This window comes from Microbacterium aerolatum, from assembly GCF_007988825.1.
Lineage (GTDB): Bacteria > Actinomycetota > Actinomycetes > Actinomycetales > Microbacteriaceae > Microbacterium > Microbacterium aerolatum.
Genome location: NZ_BJUW01000002.1, coordinates 250554 through 270313 on the forward strand (window position 1 = coordinate 250554; position 19760 = coordinate 270313).

The 19760-nt window shown below is 68.5% G+C and carries 21 protein-coding genes; 2 read left to right on the forward strand and 19 right to left on the reverse strand.

Going from position 1 to position 19760, the window contains the following annotated elements; all coding sequences use genetic code 11:
* Positions 1 to 40 precede the first annotated feature (40 nt).
* Both MAE01_RS03380 and MAE01_RS03385 read left to right on the forward strand, forming a co-directional pair.
* On the forward strand, positions 41 to 1030 hold the full coding sequence (locus MAE01_RS03380) for a malate dehydrogenase (protein WP_147038134.1): 990 nt from the start codon (positions 41 to 43) through the stop codon (positions 1028 to 1030).
* 41 nt (positions 1031 to 1071) lie between these two features.
* Complete coding sequence (locus MAE01_RS03385) at positions 1072 to 1518, forward strand: recombinase family protein (RefSeq protein ID WP_147038135.1); 447 nt, start codon at positions 1072 to 1074, stop codon at positions 1516 to 1518.
* A gap of 28 nt (positions 1519 to 1546) precedes the next feature.
* Here the strand turns inward: MAE01_RS03385 and MAE01_RS03390 are convergent, their stop codons facing one another.
* The 19 genes from MAE01_RS03390 to MAE01_RS03480 all read right to left on the reverse strand — a co-directional run bounded on the left by MAE01_RS03390 (position 1547) and on the right by MAE01_RS03480 (position 19709).
* Positions 1547 to 2239 (reverse strand): hypothetical protein, encoded by a 693-nt coding sequence (locus MAE01_RS03390; RefSeq protein WP_147038136.1) that lies wholly within the window; start codon positions 2237 to 2239, stop codon positions 1547 to 1549.
* 15 nt (positions 2240 to 2254) lie between these two features.
* A complete protein-coding gene (locus MAE01_RS03395) occupies positions 2255 to 3904 on the reverse strand; it encodes an alpha/beta hydrolase (RefSeq protein WP_147038137.1) in 1650 nt (549 codons plus the stop codon).
* Positions 3901 to 4233 carry a hypothetical protein gene (locus MAE01_RS03400; protein ID WP_147038138.1) on the reverse strand — a complete coding sequence of 111 codons (333 nt, stop codon included), beginning with the start codon at positions 4231 to 4233 and terminating at the stop codon, positions 3901 to 3903. The genes MAE01_RS03395 and MAE01_RS03400 overlap by 4 nt, the downstream gene beginning before the upstream one ends.
* A gap of 74 nt (positions 4234 to 4307) precedes the next feature.
* Positions 4308 to 5081 carry an FHA domain-containing protein gene (locus MAE01_RS03405; RefSeq protein WP_229718268.1) on the reverse strand — a complete coding sequence of 258 codons (774 nt, stop codon included), beginning with the start codon at positions 5079 to 5081 and terminating at the stop codon, positions 4308 to 4310.
* Positions 5082 to 5174: 93 nt separating this feature from the next.
* Positions 5175 to 5555, reverse strand: coding sequence for a hypothetical protein (locus tag MAE01_RS03410; RefSeq protein WP_147038139.1), 381 nt, complete (start codon positions 5553 to 5555; stop codon positions 5175 to 5177).
* Positions 5556 to 5572: 17 nt separating this feature from the next.
* Positions 5573 to 6208 (reverse strand): DNA/RNA non-specific endonuclease, encoded by a 636-nt coding sequence (locus MAE01_RS03415; protein WP_147038140.1) that lies wholly within the window; start codon positions 6206 to 6208, stop codon positions 5573 to 5575.
* 43 nt (positions 6209 to 6251) lie between these two features.
* Complete coding sequence (locus MAE01_RS03420) at positions 6252 to 6878, reverse strand: hypothetical protein (RefSeq protein WP_233442696.1); 627 nt, start codon at positions 6876 to 6878, stop codon at positions 6252 to 6254.
* An 11-nt stretch (positions 6879 to 6889) separates the two neighbouring features.
* Positions 6890 to 7591, reverse strand: coding sequence for a WXG100-like domain-containing protein (locus tag MAE01_RS03425; RefSeq protein ID WP_147038214.1), 702 nt, complete (start codon positions 7589 to 7591; stop codon positions 6890 to 6892).
* A 71-nt stretch (positions 7592 to 7662) separates the two neighbouring features.
* Positions 7663 to 8520, reverse strand: coding sequence for a hypothetical protein (locus MAE01_RS03430; protein WP_147038142.1), 858 nt, complete (start codon positions 8518 to 8520; stop codon positions 7663 to 7665).
* Entirely contained in the window at positions 8517 to 9200 is a 684-nt protein-coding gene (locus tag MAE01_RS03435; RefSeq protein ID WP_186806100.1) for a hypothetical protein, read from the reverse strand. Before MAE01_RS03435 ends, MAE01_RS03430 begins: the two co-directional genes overlap by 4 nt.
* Complete coding sequence (locus tag MAE01_RS03440; protein ID WP_147038143.1) at positions 9181 to 10299, reverse strand: hypothetical protein; 1119 nt, start codon at positions 10297 to 10299, stop codon at positions 9181 to 9183. The genes MAE01_RS03435 and MAE01_RS03440 overlap by 20 nt, the downstream gene beginning before the upstream one ends.
* Positions 10289 to 10966, reverse strand: a complete 678-nt coding sequence (locus tag MAE01_RS03445) for a hypothetical protein (RefSeq protein WP_147038144.1) — start codon at positions 10964 to 10966, stop codon at positions 10289 to 10291. Before MAE01_RS03445 ends, MAE01_RS03440 begins: the two co-directional genes overlap by 11 nt.
* Positions 10963 to 11229, reverse strand: coding sequence for a hypothetical protein (locus tag MAE01_RS03450; protein WP_147038145.1), 267 nt, complete (start codon positions 11227 to 11229; stop codon positions 10963 to 10965). The genes MAE01_RS03445 and MAE01_RS03450 overlap by 4 nt, the downstream gene beginning before the upstream one ends.
* A 14-nt stretch (positions 11230 to 11243) precedes the next feature.
* Positions 11244 to 11945 (reverse strand): glycohydrolase toxin TNT-related protein, encoded by a 702-nt coding sequence (locus tag MAE01_RS03455; protein ID WP_147038146.1) that lies wholly within the window; start codon positions 11943 to 11945, stop codon positions 11244 to 11246.
* 3 nt (positions 11946 to 11948) lie between these two features.
* Complete coding sequence (locus MAE01_RS03460) at positions 11949 to 12647, reverse strand: WXG100-like domain-containing protein (RefSeq protein WP_147038215.1); 699 nt, start codon at positions 12645 to 12647, stop codon at positions 11949 to 11951.
* An 88-nt stretch (positions 12648 to 12735) separates the two neighbouring features.
* Positions 12736 to 14454, reverse strand: coding sequence for a periplasmic substrate-binding domain-containing protein (locus tag MAE01_RS03465; protein WP_147038147.1), 1719 nt, complete (start codon positions 14452 to 14454; stop codon positions 12736 to 12738).
* A gap of 10 nt (positions 14455 to 14464) precedes the next feature.
* The gene (locus tag MAE01_RS03470) at positions 14465 to 14686 is read right to left on the reverse strand and encodes a hypothetical protein (RefSeq protein WP_229718239.1); all 222 of its coding nucleotides are present in this window, start codon (positions 14684 to 14686) and stop codon (positions 14465 to 14467) included.
* A gap of 101 nt (positions 14687 to 14787) precedes the next feature.
* On the reverse strand, positions 14788 to 15084 hold the full coding sequence (locus tag MAE01_RS03475; protein ID WP_229718240.1) for a WXG100 family type VII secretion target: 297 nt from the start codon (positions 15082 to 15084) through the stop codon (positions 14788 to 14790).
* A 110-nt stretch (positions 15085 to 15194) separates the two neighbouring features.
* Entirely contained in the window at positions 15195 to 19709 is a 4515-nt protein-coding gene (locus MAE01_RS03480; protein ID WP_147038148.1) for a type VII secretion EssC family protein, read from the reverse strand.
* Positions 19710 to 19760: the final 51 nt, after the last annotated feature.

Genomic DNA, 19760 nt, shown 5'->3' on the forward strand with positions numbered 1-19760 from the left:
GAGTACCCCCCGCCTCCCGGACGGACGTAGGCTCCTTGACATGGCGACCACGATCACGATCACGGGTGCGGGCGGACAGATCGGATACGCGCTGCTGTTCCGCATCGCCGCCGGCGACATGCTGGGTCCGGACGAGAAGGTGCGACTGCGGCTGCTCGAGATCCCGCAGGGGCTCGGCGCCGCCGAGGGAGCGGCTCTCGAGCTGCAGGACGGCGCCTTCGACCTGCTGGAGCACGTCGAAGTGACGGATGACGCGGCGACCGGTTTCGACGGATGCGACATCGCCCTGCTGGTGGGCGCGCGGCCGCGAGGCCCCGGCATGGAGCGCGCCGACCTGCTCGCGGCGAACGCCGGGATCTTCGGGCCGCAGGGGCGCGCGATCGCCGAGAACGCGAACCCCGGCGTGCGCGTCACCGTCGTCGGCAACCCCGCCAACACGAACGCGCTGATCGCCGCGGCATCCGCCGACGGGGTCCCCGCGGAGCGGTTCACCGCGCTCACGCGCCTCGACGAGAACCGGGCCAGGGCGCAGCTCTCCGTCGCGCTCGGGGCGCCGATCACCGGCATCCGGCGCGTGCCGATCTGGGGCAACCATTCGGCGACGCAGTTCCCCGATGTCACGCACGCGACCGTCGACGGCCGCCCGGTCCTCGATGCGCTGGCCGAGCGCTTCGACGACGTGCAGGGGTGGCTGGATCAGACGTTCATCCCGCGGGTCGCGAAGCGCGGCGCCGAGATCATCGAGGTGCGCGGTTCGTCGTCGGTGGCATCCGCCGCGAACGCGACGATCGAGCACACCCGCGACTGGGTGCGCGGTACGGATGACTGGACCAGCGCAGGCGTCGTATCGCACGGGGAGTACGGCGTCCCTGAGGGTCTCGTATCGTCTTTCCCGGTGCGAGCGGTGGACGGCGAGTGGCGAATCGTCGAGGGTCTCGAGCTGAGCGACTGGGCGCGCTCCAGAATCGACGCGTCGGTCGCCGAGCTGGCCTGCGAGCGTGAGGCGGTGCGCGCGCTCGGGGTGCTGTGATCGCCCCTGCACAGGGCAGAATGGATGCCGGAGGTTCGGCGATGAGCGATGTGAATGAGATGGCGGATGCGGCACTGACGAGTCCGCTGCACCTGCCGCACGCAGCGGCGTCGTGCCCGAAGTGCCTGGCGGACGCCGATCACGACTGGTGGTCGGCTCGTCCGGAGGGTGCACGGCTGGTCGGACTGGTCGTCGCGCGCGACGGGATGCCGTCGGTGACGGAGCAGCGCACGGAGCTCACCCGTTTCGGCGTGCCGATCGAGGGGTTCCGGCATCCTGCCCCGGAGATCCTGGAGACCTGGGGAGACCGGCTGTCGCGCCTGCTCGACACGCTGCAGCGCGGCGACGTGCTCGTCGTCGCGAATGTGCACGCCCTCGGGCGCGACCGCGACGAGGAGACCCGCACCGTGGCGGCGCTGCGCAGCCGCGGGATCATGGTGAAGGTGCTCGGCCACCACGCGCGGCACCTCGCCGACGCCGACCGCTGACCCTTCGGCGGACTCAAGGACAGATCAGTCAGTCGCCGTACGGCGCGACGGGGAACTCCGTGTCGTCAGGCTGCGGCTGGATGGGCGTGCCGTCCTCGTTGCGATAGACCGGGCTCCCTTCTTCGGGGAAGTAGAACCTCGGCTGCCAGGTCGGTCCCTCGAAGCCGGGGAACCGCTGCGAGGCACCGGTGTATACGAGGCCGTCGAAGACCATGTCCGACAGGTCTCCGGCATCTCCCGGGAAGCATCCCGGCGCAGCGGACACCTCGATCGTCCCGCGCCCCGGCCGAACGGTCACCACGCCGCGGCCCACTGAGCCGCCGGTGGCGATGACGTTGACCTCACGCCGTTCGCCGTCTCCGAGTACGGATGTCTCGGGCACCATGCCCGCCGCTTCGAAGGCGGATGAGGCGTCGGCGACGACGGCGTCGACATCGAGCTGCTCAGGCTCGAGCGTCCGCACCCAGGAGAACGCGTAGCCGGAAACGCCGACGTCGGCGCTGCAGGCGATCGGCGAGGCGCCGTAGGACTCGACCGTCCAGTCACCCTCGTGGATCGCCATGATCACATCGTGCATCGCCGTCGAGTAGGCGGTGTACCGCTCCTCGCCGTCTCTGTAGAGGGCGTCGCCCGTCGGCACTGTCGCACCGCATCCCGTCATCGTCACCACCGTCCCGGCGGCCAGAGCCACCATCAGTACTCGCCGGAGCACGCCCCGCATCAGTCCACCGTCCACTCAGAAGTCGATGAAAGCGTACTCATCGCTGATCCACCAGTTGCTCTCGTCCCAGAATCCCTGCGTACTGCCCTCACCATCGCGCTGCGTTCCAGGTTCTTCGGTCCGGATGATCTCGGACACGTTGAAGAACGACTCTGATCCGGGCTCGAGGTATGCGCCGGGCCCGAGGGCGCCGTGCCCGGTCGACGCGGGAAGTTCGCCGCCGTCGCCGTCGACACCGCCGTCGCTGCCGAACACGGTGACCCCTGGCAGTTGCTCGGGCGAAACGGAGTGCTCGAAGGTCGTTGCGCGGCCGATACGGGCGACCGCGTCGTCCTCGGAGATCGTCGCGTAGATCTGCGGGTCGCCAGTGGACAGGTTCGCGAGTACGGCCTCGTCGTTCGGAAAACCGGCCGATCCGACCGCGATGAATGCGGTGACGCCTGCGCCGTCGGGATCAGATCCGATCGCGAGTGCGGCGGTCGTGCTGCCGTAGGAGTGGGCGATGACGTTGACGTCGGCGTGCGGCGCGAGCGTCCCGATCCCGCGCAGGTAGGAGGCAAGGGCGGCGGCGGCGTCCTCGGCTCGCGCCATGCCCGGCTCCTCCGCGAGGCTCGGGGTGTCGTATCCGAACCAGACGACGGTCGCACACCCCTCGCCCACCGAGCGGTTCAGCGCCCTGGCTGATTCGCCCCAGGCATGCATGTCGCTGACGTTGCCGTTCATGCCGGGAACGAGCGTGTTGATCTCGGATGCCGTCGCGAGGTCTCCGTGCGCGATGGCCGCCGTCGTCTGCTCCGCACCGTCCGGGTCGAAGCTGATCAGGCTCGGCCGCGGCGAGCCCTCCGCCTCGAGTGCGCGCTGGATCGCTTCGAGCTCGTCGCGTCGATCCCCGGGTGGCTCGGTCGCGAGCATCGCCGTCAGCCGGTCTCTGTTCACATCCGCGCGCACATCCCACGGGATGCCGTCGAGATTGCCGAGCACGTCGGGATGCGCATCCAACAGCTCGTCGTGGAGCTCGGGATGCGCGTTCCACAGCGCGATGACCTCCGCGCTGTCGTCGGCGCCCAGCAACTGTTCGAACACCGCTCTCGCCTCGGGTGTGAGGGATGCGGAGGCGGCACCGGCGAGCGCGGCGAGGGCTTCGTCGTAGGCGGCGTCCCAGTTCTCGAAGTGACGCTCGTACTCCGAGCGCAGCGCGGAAAGGTGCTGCCAGGACAGGTCGCGGGCCTGCGCCGCCTCGGTCGCCGCGTTCTGCGCGAGATCCGTGAACAGGCCCACACCGGCACCGGCGACGACGAGAGCGACCCCGGCAGCATCTGCGGCATCCTCGCTGCGCTGCATCCAGTCGGCCTCGGCCATCTCGATGTCCTCGACCAGGGCGTTCGCGCGCTGCGCATGCCGCTCGTGCGCATCGGCGTACTCCTGCAGCACGATGGCGAGCAGGGCCGCCTCGCCGATGTCGGCGTCGATCGTGGTGAGCAGGCGTTCCGCATCGTCGCGCACTGCGCTGACCGACTCGCCCGCGCCTGACACTGTGCTCGCCCGCGCGACGGCATCACGCAGGTCTTCGAGCCTGTCCTGCACACGCGTGAACTGACCTGACCACCAGGCCATGCTGCCGACGTCGCCCTCGATCCGCTGCGGCACCGCGCTGACGGTCGTCACGGTGATCTCTGACCGGTGAACTCTTCTTCGAGCTCATGAAACCCGTCGGCGATGGCCTGTGCGGAAGCGGCGAGCTGCGATGCCCCGTCGACGCGTGCCGACGATGCCGTGCGCAGCCCTGTGAGGCGGCGGTGCATCTCGAGCCGCAACGCCACACGGGAAGCGGGATTCTCGATACCGACGTCCTCCGCCCGCAGATCAGCGGCCTGCATGAGCAGCTCCGTCACGGCGGCGTTCAGAGCGCTCGCGGCGCCGGTCAGCTCGGCCCGGAAGATGTCGACGTCGCCCATTCGGCCTCCCCGCCACTCCGGTGCGATCCGGGTCGCCATGACCCGAGACACAGGCTAGGGCAGATGCACCGGTGCGCCGATGGGCATGACTGCCCATCCGGATGCTGCGGCGATCAGTCGTCGGAATCGCTCTGGTTGCGCAGCGCCTCGTCGTCGATCAGAGGGAGGTCGGCGCGTGTGACGACCTGTGACGTCACCGCGTACTCGACCAGGCGGGCGCGGCGGTTGGTGGCGAGCTTGCCGGGGCCACCTCGGAGACCCTGGACGCCCATGCGGTCGAGCTTGTCGCAGACGTTGTCGAGCTTGCGGTTGAACTTGCTCATGCTCCAGCCGAGGCGCTTGGCGGCGTCGCTCGACGAAGGGAGCTCGTTCATGCTCACGCCCTCGCGGCGCAGCATGGGCTCGGCGAGCGCCACGATCAGCTGCTTCTGCATGGCGGTGAAGCTGACCGGCATGACCGTCGTCTCGCCGCTCATCGATGCCTCCACCTGGCTCGACACCTCGTACGGCGCCTCCTCGGTGTGCAGATTCAGTTCGTACGTGACGGGGCCCGCCGTGAAGACGATGACGTTGCGCTCGAAGACGAGCGGCATCCGTGCCCCCGGCGACAGCCAGGACTGCACGGCGCCACCGGCGCTGGAGACCGTTGCGGCGAGGCGCACGCCCACGTTCGCCAGCCACCACAGGCCGTCGTGGTGCTGCAGTTCGAGGAAGTGCCGGTGCAGGTACGGGTTGTCGTCGATCTCGAGATCGCCCTCGCGCCCGATGATGAAGGGGTTGCCCGGAGGCAGTTCGTGCCATTCCCCGGCGAACTCGAGGCGCAGCGGTGAGGCTTCGCGCGGCCCCTTCGTATCGGCGTCATCGTCCAGCGCCGTGGCACCATCCATCTCAGTCACGTATCGACCCCCTCCGCGAACATCCTGCCACGCGGAAGCGTCCACCGTGTGATCGGCTGCTTCAGCCCACGGGATCTGCGCGTTTCAGCCGAACTTCGGGCGCAGCTCCTCGCGCAGCTGTTCGATGTTCGCCGGGCTCACATTCCACCGCGAGACGTCGGTGTCCTCGAACGTCACCTCGTACTTGCCGGTGGTGCGATCGAACTGCACCAGGAGCTTCACCGGCAACGGCTCACCCGGCTTGTAGTAGCTCGCCGTGTAGGCCTCCACAGCGGGCTGCACACCGGACGGACGCGAGGCCACTGCCGAGATCACCCCGTCGGGTGAGTACGCGTACCCCGATGTGCCGCTGATCCTGTCATCGTCGAAGCTGATGACGATCGAGAGCGACTGCCAGTCGTCCGCCGTTCCCCGCATGTTGTCGACCAGCGCGTGGATCAGATCTGCTGTGACGTCGTTTGCCATGACTCTCCTCGAATCGCTCAGATACCCGGCATGTTGCGCCGCTGAACGCGGTCGAACGACTCGCCCGACTCGTTCCAGAAGCTTGGCCAATCCCGATGTACGACGTCGCCCGTTGCGGGGTTCGTGACCGTGTAATCGACCTCAAAGCTATCAGGGCGCACCGCACCGGGCGGGTACACGTCGATGTTGTAGTCGACCTGGTATCCCTTGTTCGCCCAGGCCGCCCATTCGTTCTCCATGGTCTTCCACGCACCGCGGTTCAGATTCGCCGCCTGGGGCACGATGCCCGCATCGGGGGTGTCACCGTAGAACCGGTGTCCGCCGAGGTGTCCGCCGTCGTCCGTGGTGCGACCGAGGTTGCCGACGTCGGTGGCGTTGTCGCCGCGTGTGCTGCTGCCGAAGTCGTCGAGGATGGTGCCCTGTTCGGACATCGGCCTGCCGGTCTCCGGATCCCAGTACGTCGTCTTGGAGTTCCTGCCGCGCGACGTCACCGTGGTGTCGAACGTGTCGATGTCGACCACGCCGTCGTTGTTGCGTCGCTGGTTCTGACCGTGCCGGCGGAACATCTCGCCGAGCTGGCGGACATGCACGGGCAGGTCGTCGAGCGCGTTCTTCAACGGTCGGATGACATCATCACCGATTCCTCTTCCCATTCCTCAGCCCTCCTCGTTCCTCATCCTCGATGGAAGTGCAGACTCACTCGCCGGGGCGATCGATCTCCACGCTGACGAACCGCGATCCGGGGATCGCCCGCACCTCCACCTGCGAATCGTCCAGCGCGCCGGCGTCGAGCCCGAACCGCTCCTCGATCTGGGCGTTGCTGAGATTCTGCAGGTCGCTGGATTCACCGGCGGGTGCGAGGAAGCGCATGTCGCCCTGTGCGGTCGCACCGTACTTGTCGGGATCGTCCTGGCCGATGGCATCCTCGTACAGCTCCTCGACGAACTGCTGCGGAACCTTCTTCGGCACGCCCTTCACCTCGTCGACGATGTCGCCCGGGACCTCGCGGATACTCTTCGCGATGGACGTGCCGAGATCGGCGGCGGGGTCGTAGCCCGGCGCAGTATGGCGGCCGGTGCGGCCGAGCTGATCGAGACCGCGGGTGACGTCGGTGAGCATGTCGTACTTCTTGGCGTGCGAGGTGGGCTTGTCGCGTCGATGCCGCGGCGTCTGCGAGGCGTTCCGCCGGTCGAGCCCCCTGATGGCGTCCGCATCGGCGCGGTGCTTGCCGCCGCGCTTGCGGAACTCACCGGCGAACCCGCGTTTGAACTCGCGTCCGGCGCCGTCGACGGCATCCACCAGATCCCTCATCAGCTTCTTCATCTGCATGTCGTTCAGTCCCCCGAGATCTGCAGGTTGGCGAGATCGGCCAGGAGCCGGTCGGTGAGCTCCTCGACGTCTGTGGCGTGGGCATCCATGTCTTCGGCGGCCTGGTCGAGTGCCTCGAGGTCGGCGTACATCTCGTCCACATCCCCGATGGCGCCCTCCACGACGGGAGAGTCCAGCATCGCCATCACCAGGCCAGGAACCTGCTCGGCCAACGGCTCGAGCACCAGCGGGAGTACCTCGTTGATGACCTGTTCGAGGGTGATCTCCATCATCATCGAGAACAGTTTCTTGCGCACCAGGATCAGCACTGCGGCCCCGCCCGCGCCGAACGGCCCTGCCGCGAGCAGCGGGACGAGCTGGATCAGGGTGAGGGTGACCTCGGCGATCACCTTGATCTTCAGCGCCAGCACGACGTCGGCGGCGATGTCGATTCCGCTGGCTGCGGGGTCGAGCACGTCGAGCAGCTGCTGCACGTTCTCGGAACGGTTGCGGTTCCACGCAGTGACGTGCGCTGTCCCCGTCTGCCCTCGCATGGCGGTCGCGATCTCGCCGTTGATGCGGCGGTCCGCGGCCTGCACCAGCGTCTCCATGTCGCCGCGGTACCCGCGCACGAGAGAGGCCGCCTTGCGCACCTCATCCTCATCGATGTCGGGCCATTCGAGACCCATCTTGTCCATGATCCAGATGAGCTCGTTGGGGAGCATCATGCCCACAGCGACCACCTCCGCAAAGAGGCTACTCAGCGGTGCGGAGGGAGCGCGATGGGCAGATCAGCCCATCAGCGCGGTGCGTCACCCGGTACGAAGTACCGCAGCGGCGACAGTCCGGTGCGCACGATGGCGTCACCGCCTGCGCTCAGGAACTCGCCCATCGTCGCGACACTGATCGAGCCGGAGGGATCCGCGATCATGACGTTGTCGACCACCGGCAGCAGTGTCGCTGTACCTTTCGGCCAGGCGGCGAAGGTGAGGGTGACGCCGTCGTCACGGACGTGGATCTTGGGGTCGGCGATGTGCACGTCGGGGCGCTGCAGTGCGATGGACTGAGCCTCGTACGCGCGCACGCTGAACAAGCGCAGCACCCGCTCGAAGCGCAGCTCGAGAGCTGAGAGCCGCTCACGCCATGCGAACGGCGCCCACGCGCCGTCGACGATGATCAGCGGATGCGCGCTGACGAGCGGTGCCTCCGACTCGAACAGTTCCTCGGCCAGATCGAGGACTCGTGCGACACCGGCTTCGTCGTCAGAGCCGACGATCGCCACGCGTGCGCGGGCGAGCGCGAAGACGACTGGATCGCCGCTGAGAGCTCCGGCATCGATGCGCGCGGGGTCGAGAAGAACAGCGGATGCCGTCGCCTCGTCTTCGACGACGATGACGCCGCCGCTGGGCTGCGGCAGCGCGCCCGCCGACGCTATGGCGTCGGTCACCAGTTCCCGGAACGGACGCGAGAGGCTCTCGGCACGCCCCTGAGTGATCGCCTGGCCGTCCTCGTCGAGTCCGACGAACAGGTCGCCGGCGATGTACTCCACCCGCGGGTGGGCCTCGCCCGGTGCCGTCAGCGAAAGCACACCGAGTTCGCTCGCGCCGTAGACCCGCGGGGCCGCGTTCACCGCGACGTTGCCGAATGCGCCTGTCATGAGCTCTGTTCCTCTTCTCTCACACCTGCCAGAGTAGCCGTCGCGCCTTCTGCCTCGCGCTCAGCTGTCGACGCGAATAGCGCGACGACGTCGGCCCATGACCAGCGGGCATCGATCCCTCGTACCGGCTCACCTGCACGACGGTCGGAGACCCAGCCGGACGGCACGATGTGCAGCGCCAGCGTCCCAGCACCCGCATCGGCTTCTGACAATACGAGTGCGATGCCGACAGTCTCGGAATAGGTCCAGCAGTCGACCTCGGTCGCGCCCGCGGCCCGGAGCGCCGTCGTGTAGGAGCCGATGCTGTCGCTGCGGCGCTCATCGAGATTCAGGACGCGCCAGTTGCCCGCCCACTGCATCCCGGCCGCCTGCATCTGTGAGGCGAACTTCGCGATCTCGTCGGGCGTCGCGCCGGAGCCGTCTCCGGCCCAGGCGAGCGGAAGGATCGTCAGCGAGCCGTGCACGAGGACGGGGTTGTCCTTCGACAGCCACCCGTCCGTCTGCGCGTCGATCGCGGCGGGTGGGGGTCCGTCCTCCGCTCGCATCAGCGTGCGCCCCTCGAAGGGAAGCAGCGCTCCACTCGTGATGGATGCCGCTCCGAAAGCCGCCTCGGCATCCCGCTGGAGGTCCATGTCGAAGCTCATCGCCATGCCGTCCGGATCACGTGTCTGCGCCCGCACGCTGATCGGAGATGTCCTTCCATGACCAGCCGACGTTCACGGAGCCGACGGCAGGGGCGTCGCGGCGGGGCGATAGCCAGCCCGCCGGCACGACGTGCACGCTGAGGGCATCGGAGACGCCGTCGCCGTGGTCGCGCTGCCGGACGAGCACGACTGCGTTGGTCGAGCCGAACTCCCAGAAGGTCGCTTCGCTCGCGTCTTCTGCGCGCAACGCGGCGGCGTACGAGCCGAGGCTGTCGTCAGACCCGTCGAGCCCGACCGGGATGCCCTGCCCTGCCCGATGCTCGCAGGCATCGCGGATCTCGCCGGCGAGGACGTCCATCCTCCGTCGCTGCTCGTCCGCCGAACGATCGTCGTCCCCGTTTCGCCGCAGCGCCAGTGGAAGCACGTGCGCGGCTCCACGCGACAGCACGGGGACAGCGGTCGCCGTGGGCGCTCCGGCGGCGACCGCATCCACGGCGCGCATGATGTCGTCCACCGACGACGACACCCGCCAGTGCGCAGGCCGGGCGGCGGCGCCGTCGCCCTCGCGCCGGACGCCGTTGTCAGCGGCTTCCTTCGCCGAATCGGGAGCGTGGGGACCGAAGCGTTCCAGTGCAGGCGGAGCGGATGCGACCAGCAGGGCGCACCAGCCGCCGAAACCAGGAACAGCTCCGCGATAGCGATCGACCGAGTTCAGCTTCGCCTCATGGAACGCATCGTCGCCGACTGGCGAGGCCATCGTCACCTCGATCACCCCGTCGGTCGAGATCTGCTGGGTGACGGAGAGGACCTGGGCGTATGGGACGCGGCCGCCGGGATCCCCGTCCGGGTAGAACAGGTCGATGATCCGGCGGCAGAAGAGGCCGACGCCATCTGCTTCCCACGCCACCTCGCGGATCGGGGTGCCGGTCGGCGCGTAGAACGTCAGGGTGAAGCGATGACGGTTCGGCGACACCAGCAGGAACCACTCCGGAGGGTTGCCGTCCGCGACCACACGGAGGCTCTTCCCCTCGGCGTAGCGTTTCCGTGCGTCGTCCGGTTCCAAGTACGGCGGATCGCCGAGCGCTTGAAGCCTGCTCGTCTCGAACTGTGCCGGGTAGCGCACGCTATTCGACATAGAAGGGAGTGAAGTCGCCGACGCTCCGATCGGAGATGTCGAACACCGCCTCGGGGATGCCGTCCGGCAGGTAGCCTCCGGGGATCCACTGCGGGTTCGCCCCGCCCTCGTTGCCCGACGGCAGCCGCAGGTTGCCGTCGGCGATCTGCTGGGGGCTGAAGTCCGCGCGGACGACGTCCACTGGATTGTCCCTGGTACCGAAGAACCCGTCTCCGAGCCCGAGCATGGGACTCAGCGCCTCCGGATCACCATCGGCCTGGCGGATGATGTCATCGATCTCGGACGTCGGGAACACGAACGTCGTCCCGCCGTTCCCCGGACCGTACTTGTCGAGGTTGTCCGCCCGATAGAAGCGCGTCGCGCCGCCCTCGAACCGGTCGAGATGCTGCCGCACGTAGTCGCCGTCCAGGTAGTCGCCCGGATCCGGGCGATCGCCCTTGCCGGTACCCACGATTCCGTCCGGCGTCCAGTCGGTGTCCGACCGCCACGCCGTCTGCAGCGGATGCGTCACATCCGCCGAGTCGAGATTCTGGACCGCGCTGGTGTTGCGGTTCTGCTTCTGACCGTGCTTGCGGAACATCTCGGCAAGCTGCCGGACGTGGATGGGCATGTCGTCCAGCGCGTTTTTCAGAGGCCGGATGACGGAGTCGCCGATGCCTTTGCTCATGCGTCACTCCTCGGGGGCTCCGACAGCGCGGCCATAGAACGCCGGGCCTTGGCCACCTGCCGGAGCTTGAGCAGGACGCGCTCGAGCGCCTCGGCCTCGTCGTCGTACGTGCGGATCGTGGAGCGGATCGGGTTGTGCCGCTCATCGACGAGGAACACCGTGTAACGGTCTCCGTCGCGCTCGAGCACCGCGGCATCGTCGTGCAGGCGGCCTGCACCGTAGAGCACGGGAGTGTCGAGACCCTCCTCGCGCACGATCTGCATCAGATCTCCAGCATTCAACGGCCGACCTCCCCGATCATCCCCATCTTATCGAGCAGGTCGACGCTCACCGGCAGCAGGTCCTGGGTCGCCCCGCCCGCCGTTCCCCAGTCGGGGATCGGCGCAGCTTCGCCCCGCGACACGCTCGTCAGGTCGCTCAGGTCGAGATCGTACTTCGCAAGGGTGTCGTCGACCGCGGTGCGGGTGGCATCGTCGAGCTGGTTGTATACCGACTCCACGTCGGCGGGCGAGTGGCGCCACTCGTACTCGTGATAGGAGTTCGGGTTCTCGTGGTACGGCAGCGATCGGCTGTCGTACGAGAAGGGGCCGTCCTCGGGAACCGGGGAGACGTAGCGGCCGCCGGGGTCCCCGTACCGATCGAACCGGTCGCCTGCGTTCGGCACGTGGTCCTGCATGATCGGGTTGCCGTCGGCATCCAGGACGAAGCCGTTCTCGGGAGCCTTGGACCAGTCGATGTCGCCGTTCTCGTCCAGGCACTCCGGCCGAGGGACGAGGGCGTCGTCGTCAGGACGCCGTGTGCGCGGGCGCGTGGGCGCATCGGGCCCACCGTCGAAGTGGTCGATGTCGTTGACGCCGCCCTGATTGCGTCGCTGCTGCGCACGATGCTGGCGGATCATTTCGCCGAGCTGCCGGACGTGGATCGGCATGCCGTCCAGCGCGTTCTTCAGAGGGCGGATGACGGAGTCGCCGATCCCCACGGGTCAGTCCCCTCCGATGTTCAGGCTGGCCAGATCCGACATCAGTCGCTCGGTGAGCGTCTCGACGTCTGCAGCGTGCTGCTCCATCTCGCCCTCGGCCTGCTCGAGCGCCTGCAGGTCCGCGTAGAACTCCTCCGGGTCACCGGCGACTGCCTCGACGATCGGGGAGTCCAGTGCCGCCATGATCACGGTCGGCAGCTCTTCTGCGAGCGGCTCGATGACCATCGGCAGCACCTGGTTGAGCACCTGCTCGATCGCGATGTCGACAGCGGCGTTGAGCAGCTTCTTCTTGATCAGCAGCATCGGGCCCGCACCGACCGCGGTGATCGGGTTGGTCAGCATGGCCACCAGGGTGATCATGGTGGTCGTCACGTCGGCGATGACCTTGATCTTCAGTCCGAACACGACGTCGGCGGCGATGTCGACGCCGGTGGGTACAGGGCCCATCAGGTCGAGCAGTTTCTGCAGGTTCTGGGAGCGGTTCGCGTTCCAGGCGGCGACGTACGCGGGACCTGCCTGTCCGCGCATCGCTGAGGCGAGGTCGCCGTTGACCTTGCGGTCCATGGCCATCAGCTTGGCTTCGAGGTCGTCATGGAACACCCGCACCATGCCGGCGCCGCGGCGCAGCTCGTCCTCGTCCACGTCGGGCCAGTCGAATCCGAGCTTCTCCATCACCCAGATCAGCTCGTTCGGCAACATCATTCCCACAGCGCTACCTCCTCCACCAAAGACGATACGAGGCGGCGGCGGCGCACCGCCATGGGGAGAACAACCCAGGTCGTGGTGCTCATCACGGCACGACCTCCCACTGCGTCATCCCGGAAGTCAGCGACGCATCGGCGCCGTTGCGGGTCGAGACACCGGTCACGCCGCGGTCGATCACGGTGAGCTGCGGGTTCGCCGCGATAGGGAGCGCGACGGCGGCGCGCACGATGGTCGCCTCGATCTGCGCGCGGACCTCCCGGGCCTCGTACACGTCGGTGGTCTGCGACAACTGGGCGATGAGGGCGTCGCGATCGGCATCCGCATTGCGGGTGAGGGATGCCGTGCCCTCCGTGCCCCACTGGTCGGCGATCTGCGCCGCCGACTGCGGGATCCGCACACGCGCGATCACGGCGTTCCAGCTGCGCTGCTCCAGCGCAGCCTGGTAGTCGTCGCTGCCGCAGTCGGTCACACCCCAGCCCGCCTCGGCGGCGGCGTCGCGCAGTGCGGCGAACGCGCCGACGGCGAACTCGCTGCTCCGGTCGTACAGCACGCACACCCGAGAACCGGCGGCGACGCCCGCGCTCTCGCGGTCGACAGCCGCATCGTCGGCCGGGGTGCCGAGGGCTGCGGTGAACCCCGAGTCCTCGGCCACGATGTCATATGCCCGCGATCCGGGTGCCGAGACCATCGAGGTGCTGGCGGTGTACGCAGACGCCCACTCACCGCCGCCTCGCTCGACGAGCGCGGAGGCCGGGAGCGCGCGGAGGAACGCCGCGCGCGCGGGTGCGCCGCCGAAGACCCCGGCCGGGTTCAGTTGCACCGACCACACCGTGCCGTCGTGGGAGGTGTTCACGGTGAAGTCGACGCGTTCGAGTTCGCGCACCGGTTCGCGGTTGGCGGCGGTCGGGCGCAGCTGCACGACGTCCAGCCGATCCCCGATGTCGGCGAGCGGGTCGTCTCCGCCGGGGACCAGGTCGATCCGGGCGACCTTCGCAGTGACCAGTCCGCGATAGGACGTGTTGGGCACCAGCGTCACGCCCTGCCCGTCCTCGTCGGTTGTGATGTCGTCGATCTGGAACGGACCGCTCGAGAGCAGCAGTTCGGCAGGAGCCTGCGCTCCGTCCTCGAGTTCGAAGCCCGCGTTCCAGACCTCGGCGATCTCGGCGAGCGCTGCGGCGTCCTCGTCCTGGATGGCGTCGATCACCGCCTGCTTCGCCTCCATGGCGTCGTCGATGCCGAAGGCTCGGGCTCCGACCACGTGCGCGGGAACCGATGCCTTCACCGCGGTCTGCCAATCCATCCGCGGCGTGGGCCAGGTCGCATCGATGGTGCGGGCGAACTCGTCGATCTTCGGCGGCGCCGGTGGGTCAGCGGCATCCTCGGCACCGGCATCGTCGGCGGCACCATCCTCGCCGGCCTCGGCGGGGAGCAGGCCGACCGTGTCCGCCCAGCCGAGCAGCAGGTCCGCGGCATCGAGCGGGATGCCGTCCGACCAGACCGGTTCGGCGAGGTCGTAGCGCACGGTGAACGGGTCGTCCGAGACGATCGTCACGGTGCCGAACCCCTCGTCGGGCACGAACTCCCCTTCGATCACGTCGCCGAAGTCGCCGCGGATCGCCTCCGCCACATCGACGTTGCCGGGTGTGGGCGCAGCCGCGGCGTTGGTCGAGGTGAGCTCACCGTTCCACCCGACCGTGATCTCGGTGCCCGGAACGACGGACTCGGGAAGGGCAGGGGTGCAGCCGGCGAGCATCAGTGCTGCCAGCGCGGCCAGCGGCGCCGCCCGGCGGTGTCCGGCTCTCATGACGCGGCCGTCACAGCGGATCGGTGTCGTCGCCGCTCTCCTCGGCCATCGCGCGGAAGGGCTCGCTCTCTTCGCTCTCCAGCCACGCGCGGGCGTGCTCGAGGAAGACTGCAGGGGACTCCTCCGCCTCGGCCGCGGAGGAGAACGGACCGAGGGTGTCCTCGGAAGGGCGCTCGTCCGCCTTCTGCACCGACTGGGTGGAGAGGTTGTACCAGTAGCTCTGTCCGCTCATGATCCCGATTCTATTCATGCGTCCGTGCGCATTCCTGGCAGAGAAAGAGGTCGTGGTGCCGGCTCTGGGCCGGCACCACGACCTCTGTGAAGCGCGAGGGCTCAGGCGCCGCCGGCGAGCTCCGAGTCCTTGTCGCGGATCGAGTCGGCCATGCGGTCGAGTGCCTGTGCCATGTCGTTGACGGCCTCGGCCGCGTCGTCCAGGGAGGTGGTGAGCTCCGAGTACGCCGTCGAGTAGGCCTCCGAGGCGTTCTCGGTCTTGAACCCGTCCTGGACGAGGTCGTCGATGACGCCCTGGAGCTCCTTCAGGGTGTCGGTGACGGTGGTTCGTCCGTCGCGGAGTCGTGACGACGCCGTCTCCATCTCGCTGTACGTTGCACCAAAGTCATGTCCGGCCATGAGAACCGCCTCCCAGCGTTTCATCGTCTTCAGGCCTCAGTGGCCCCTTATGTGACGAGGTTAGTCAATGATCCGCGCGCGGCAAACGGGGAGCGGTACCCATGGCACCACTACCCATTCGCCGCGGAATCGGGCACGAGCGGCATCTGCATCGTGATGGCGCGACCGGCCTGCACGAAGATGCCGCGGCCGACCGGGAAGTCCGCCCGCTTCACGCGCCCGAACGGCGTCTTGAAGATCGCCTCGCCGTCGTAGGTGTCGGGCTTGAGCACGATGCCCTGACGTCCAGTCTTCCACTCTCCGAGCACGCCGATGCTGCCGCTTGCGCGGCTGATCTCGGCCTCGCCGATCAGCAGATGGTCGCTGTTGTTCATCGCCTGCAGCAGTGCCCGCATCGGGCGATCCGCCGGCCCGTCTGCGAGGTGCGGCATGTCCTCGATCACGATCATGATGCGTCCGTCCGGGGCGTCGCTCACGACCAGCTCCGCGAGCTCTGTGGCGAGCTCCTTCGCGTCCTCTGGCTTGATCGCGCTGCGCACCCACGGACGGAAGTCCTTGAGCTCTGCGCGGCGACTTCCGAAGTGGTACATCCGCAGACTCGGGTTGTACCGCTCCATGGCGATCACGAGCGCCTTCAGCGCGTTGGTGCGCCCGGAGGACGGCGGACCGGAGATCACGAACGATCCGATCGGCTCGAACCCGTGCGGTGCGAGCGATTCGTCGGCGACGCCGAACACCGGCATCCCGTTCACCTGAGTGGGCATGTCCGAGACCGGGACCATGGTCGGCAGCGCGCCGATCTCGGGCAGGTCGCGCACGCCCTCCGCACGGAGCCGCTCGCCCAGCACGCCGAGCGCCTTGGTCTGCTCGACGACGTTCATCGTGCCGCCGAGCACCGCGATCTGCGCCTCGTGGCCGTCGACGACCGCGCGGCCGGGTGCGGACTGCTCGTCCAGGATGTCGCGGGGCGCGCCGAGCAGCATGTACTGGCTCGGGTCGCCCATGCGCAGGATGACCTTGCGCGAGATGTTCGCCGCCACGGCGCTCGGGACGGCGTTGCCGCGGTCCGCGGTGATGACGGTGTGCACGCCGAGCGTGCGACCCTCGCCGAGGATCCGCATGAAGATCCGGTAGAACGGGCCGCGGCCCGGCGCCATCTCCCAGTCCTTCTTGAACTCGGCGTAGTTGTCGATGAGCAGCAGGATGCGGGGCATGTTCGGATCCGCCAGTTCGCGGTATTCCTGGACGGATGCCGCGCTGGCCGCCGAGAACGCCGCCGCGCGGCGGTCCATCTCGCGGTCCAGCGTCCGCAGCAGGCGCTGGATGCGCTCTGCATCCGCGCCGTCGACGACGGATCCGACGTGCGGCAGCGCGGAGAGCGCGCCCAGCGCACCGGAGGCGAAGTCGAGGCAGTACACCTGCACGCGGCCGCGGTCCGGCCGCATGCCGGCGGACGTGGCGATGGTCTTGAGCAGCGTGGACTTGCCCGAGCCGGAGGTGCCGTAGATCACGAGCGATCCGTCGCGGTCCGGGGCGAACACGGCCGCTTCCTGCAGTTGCTTCTCCGGCACGTCCAGGAGTGCGATGGGGATGCGGGTGTCGCCCTCGTTGGGAAGATCCTGGAGGTCGACGAGAGCTGCGAGGTCGTCGAGCCACGGGCGGCGCGGACGCGGGAGCCCGGCGACGTCGCTCGCGCGGATCAGGGTCGACACGATGCGCTTCTGATCGTTCGGGCCGAGGTCCTCCTCGTGCGCGTCGGAGTCGGCCGGACGGTCGGACTCCCACTCGCGACGGGCGCCGAAACGCAGCTCGGCCACCCTGACCTCCGCCACGGCGGTCTCGTCCTCCGTCGTCCAGCCACCCGCGTAGGCGGACTGGAACGGCACGAGCCGGCCTGGACCGGTCTTGGCGATCGCCCGGCCGGGGATCGACGCGGGGAACGTCGCGGCGATCGCGTCGTCGACGACGTCGCGCGAGTCGGATTCGTCCGCCATCCGCAGTGCGATGCGCAGGTTCGTGTTCGCGCGGAGGTTGTCCTTGATGACGCCGGCTGGGCGCTGGGTCGCCATGATCAGGTGGATGCCGAGCGAGCGGCCGCGCTGAGCGATGTCCACCACGCCGTCGACGAACTCCGGCATCTCGGACGCCAGGGCGGCGAACTCGTCGATCACCAGGACGAGCGCGGGCGGGCTCTCCGGGTCCTGACGCTTCTCGAGCTCGAGCAGATCCTTGGCCTTCTTGCGATTGAGCAGGTGCTCCCGGTGCTGCAGCTCAGCCCGCAGACTCGTCAGGGCACGCCGCACCAGGTGCGGGCTCAGGTCGGTAACGAGCCCCACGCAGTGCGGCAGCTCGACGCAGTCGGCGAACGCGGATCCGCCCTTGTAGTCGACGAACAGGAACGTGACCCGGTCAGGGCTGTGCGCTGCGGCCATGCCCAGCACCCACGCCTGCAGGAACTCCGACTTGCCGGCGCCGGTGGTTCCGCCGACGAGCGCGTGCGGGCCCTGGGTGCGCAGGTCCAGCGCCATCGCGTCGCTCGGCCCCTGGCCGATGATCGCGCGCAGCGTGCCGGACTTCTTCAGTCGGGGTCTCGGGTTCGGTGAGCGATCCACGATCGTGTTGTTCTGCGTCCATCGCTCGATCACGACCTGCGGGTCCTCGGCGATCCCCGAATCGACCAGCTGCAGGAACATCACCGAGCTGGGGATGTCGGACGAATCGTGCACCACGGTGCTGGCATCCACCACGGGTGCGAGGCGCCTGGCGAGCATGTGCATGTAGGCGTTGGAGACACCCTCGACCTTGACGTGCTCGTAGTTCTCGCCGTTGCGGACAAGGCCGACGTGCGCGTCCTCGAGTCCGGAGGTGACGTCGATGTAGCTGCGGCACACGGCCGGCAACGACTCCACGGTGGGCGAGACGAAGACTGCGTGGACACCGTGATCCGCGCCGCGCTCCAGCACATCGGTGAGACGACCGCGGTCGACCGGCGCATCGCCGGTGACGAACACGACCACCGACACCGGCGGCGTCTTCTGGTGCTCGGTCGCGGCGCGCGCGACATCCGTGCCGTACAGCAGCGGGTTCCAGTCCTCCTTGAACGGTCCGCGAGGCTCTCCCCTGCCGGAGGCCGCGGCCGCTCGGCCCACGTGCTCCTCGAGCATGCTGAGAAGTGCCGCGCCGGTCGGCGCCGAATCCGCGAGCGCGATGTCGCGGAACGGGCTCTTCTCGCTGGAGGTGTGCGGCATCCACTTGAGCCAGTCGAGCTCCGGCGTCCATGCCGAGTCGGCGAACGCGACGGCGACGAGGTCGTTGGGCGCGTGCAGGCCCAACAGCTGCACGGCGATCCCGCGCATGGTGTCGGCCACGGCACCCTGAGGGCCGGCGATGCCGATCGACCCGGCATCGCCGAGCGTGTCGAACACCGGCACGTCGTCGACGAACGCGTAGCGCTCCTGCAGCCGGTCGATGCGATCGATGAACTCCGGCAGCCCTTCCGGCGTCTCGGCGTCGTCGATCGTGTTGCGCCCCGGAAGCCGGCAGCTGCCCAACCGCACGGCGAGGAAATTCCAGTGCTCGGGCCGCCTGGTCCACAGCATCGGTCCCAGGCGCATGGCGTGGTCGAACACCTCGGCGACGGGCGGCGCCTCGGCATTGCGGGCGCGCTCCTCCTCCGGCTTGCCGCGGAAGAAGTCCTCCTCGAGCTGCTCGTACTGCCGCTCGAACAGCAGGAACTCGTGGTTCGTGCTCTTCTTGCTCTGCATGGACTGATTGATGATGTTGCCGAACGCCATCAGCGGAGTCATCACGATCATGAGGAGCGATCGGGGGTTCTCGTTGAGGGCGTACAGCGCCAGGCCCATCAGGATCGGCGCAATGAGGATCGGCCACGGGAACAGCTTCCCGATCTTCTCCGTTGGCATCCGCGGCGGCCTGAACCGCGTGCCGGGATAGCGCACCTCGACGCGCGGGCTGCGGTTGAACAGCAGTCCGCCACCGCGCTCGATGATGGGCTCTTCGGCCCCCGTGCCGTCGAATGAGCGCGCCAGGCGGAGGACGAGCGTGGTGCCGCCGATGACGAACGGCTCGCCCTCTTCGACACGGACGCGCTGCACGGCGACGCCGTCGACGAGCACGCCGTTGGCGGAGTTCAGGTCGACGACCTCGATCTGAGCGCCCACTTCGAGGCGCGCGTGGCGCTTGGAGACCATCGGGTCGGTGAGGACGACGTCGTTGCCGACCTCCCGACCGATCGAGACGTGCCCCGAGGAGATCGGGAACTCCTGACCGGCGAGCGCGCCGGCGGTGGCGTGCAGAACGCCGACGATCGCGCGCTGTCCGCCGAATGCATAGTCGGGTCCGTAGTTGACGATGGATGCCGCGAAGCCGGAGCCGATCGGTGCCTCGCCGATCGGGACGTCCGGCTGCAGCGGCACCAGGCGGTCGCCGGTGGGCGGGGCGACCGCGAGCGTGAGCACATCGCCCTCGGCGACCGGAGTCGACCGGGTGGGATCCGACTCGGCGACCTGGCGGGCCACGTCTCCCGTGGTGGCGGTCGAGTCCGTCGTGATCACGACGTCGACGGGGTCGTTCCCCTGTCGATGCAAGGTCAGCTTCAGTCTCATTCGTCTCCCCCGGTTCCGGCCCGCCGGCCGGTCGTCATCGTCATCGTCCCG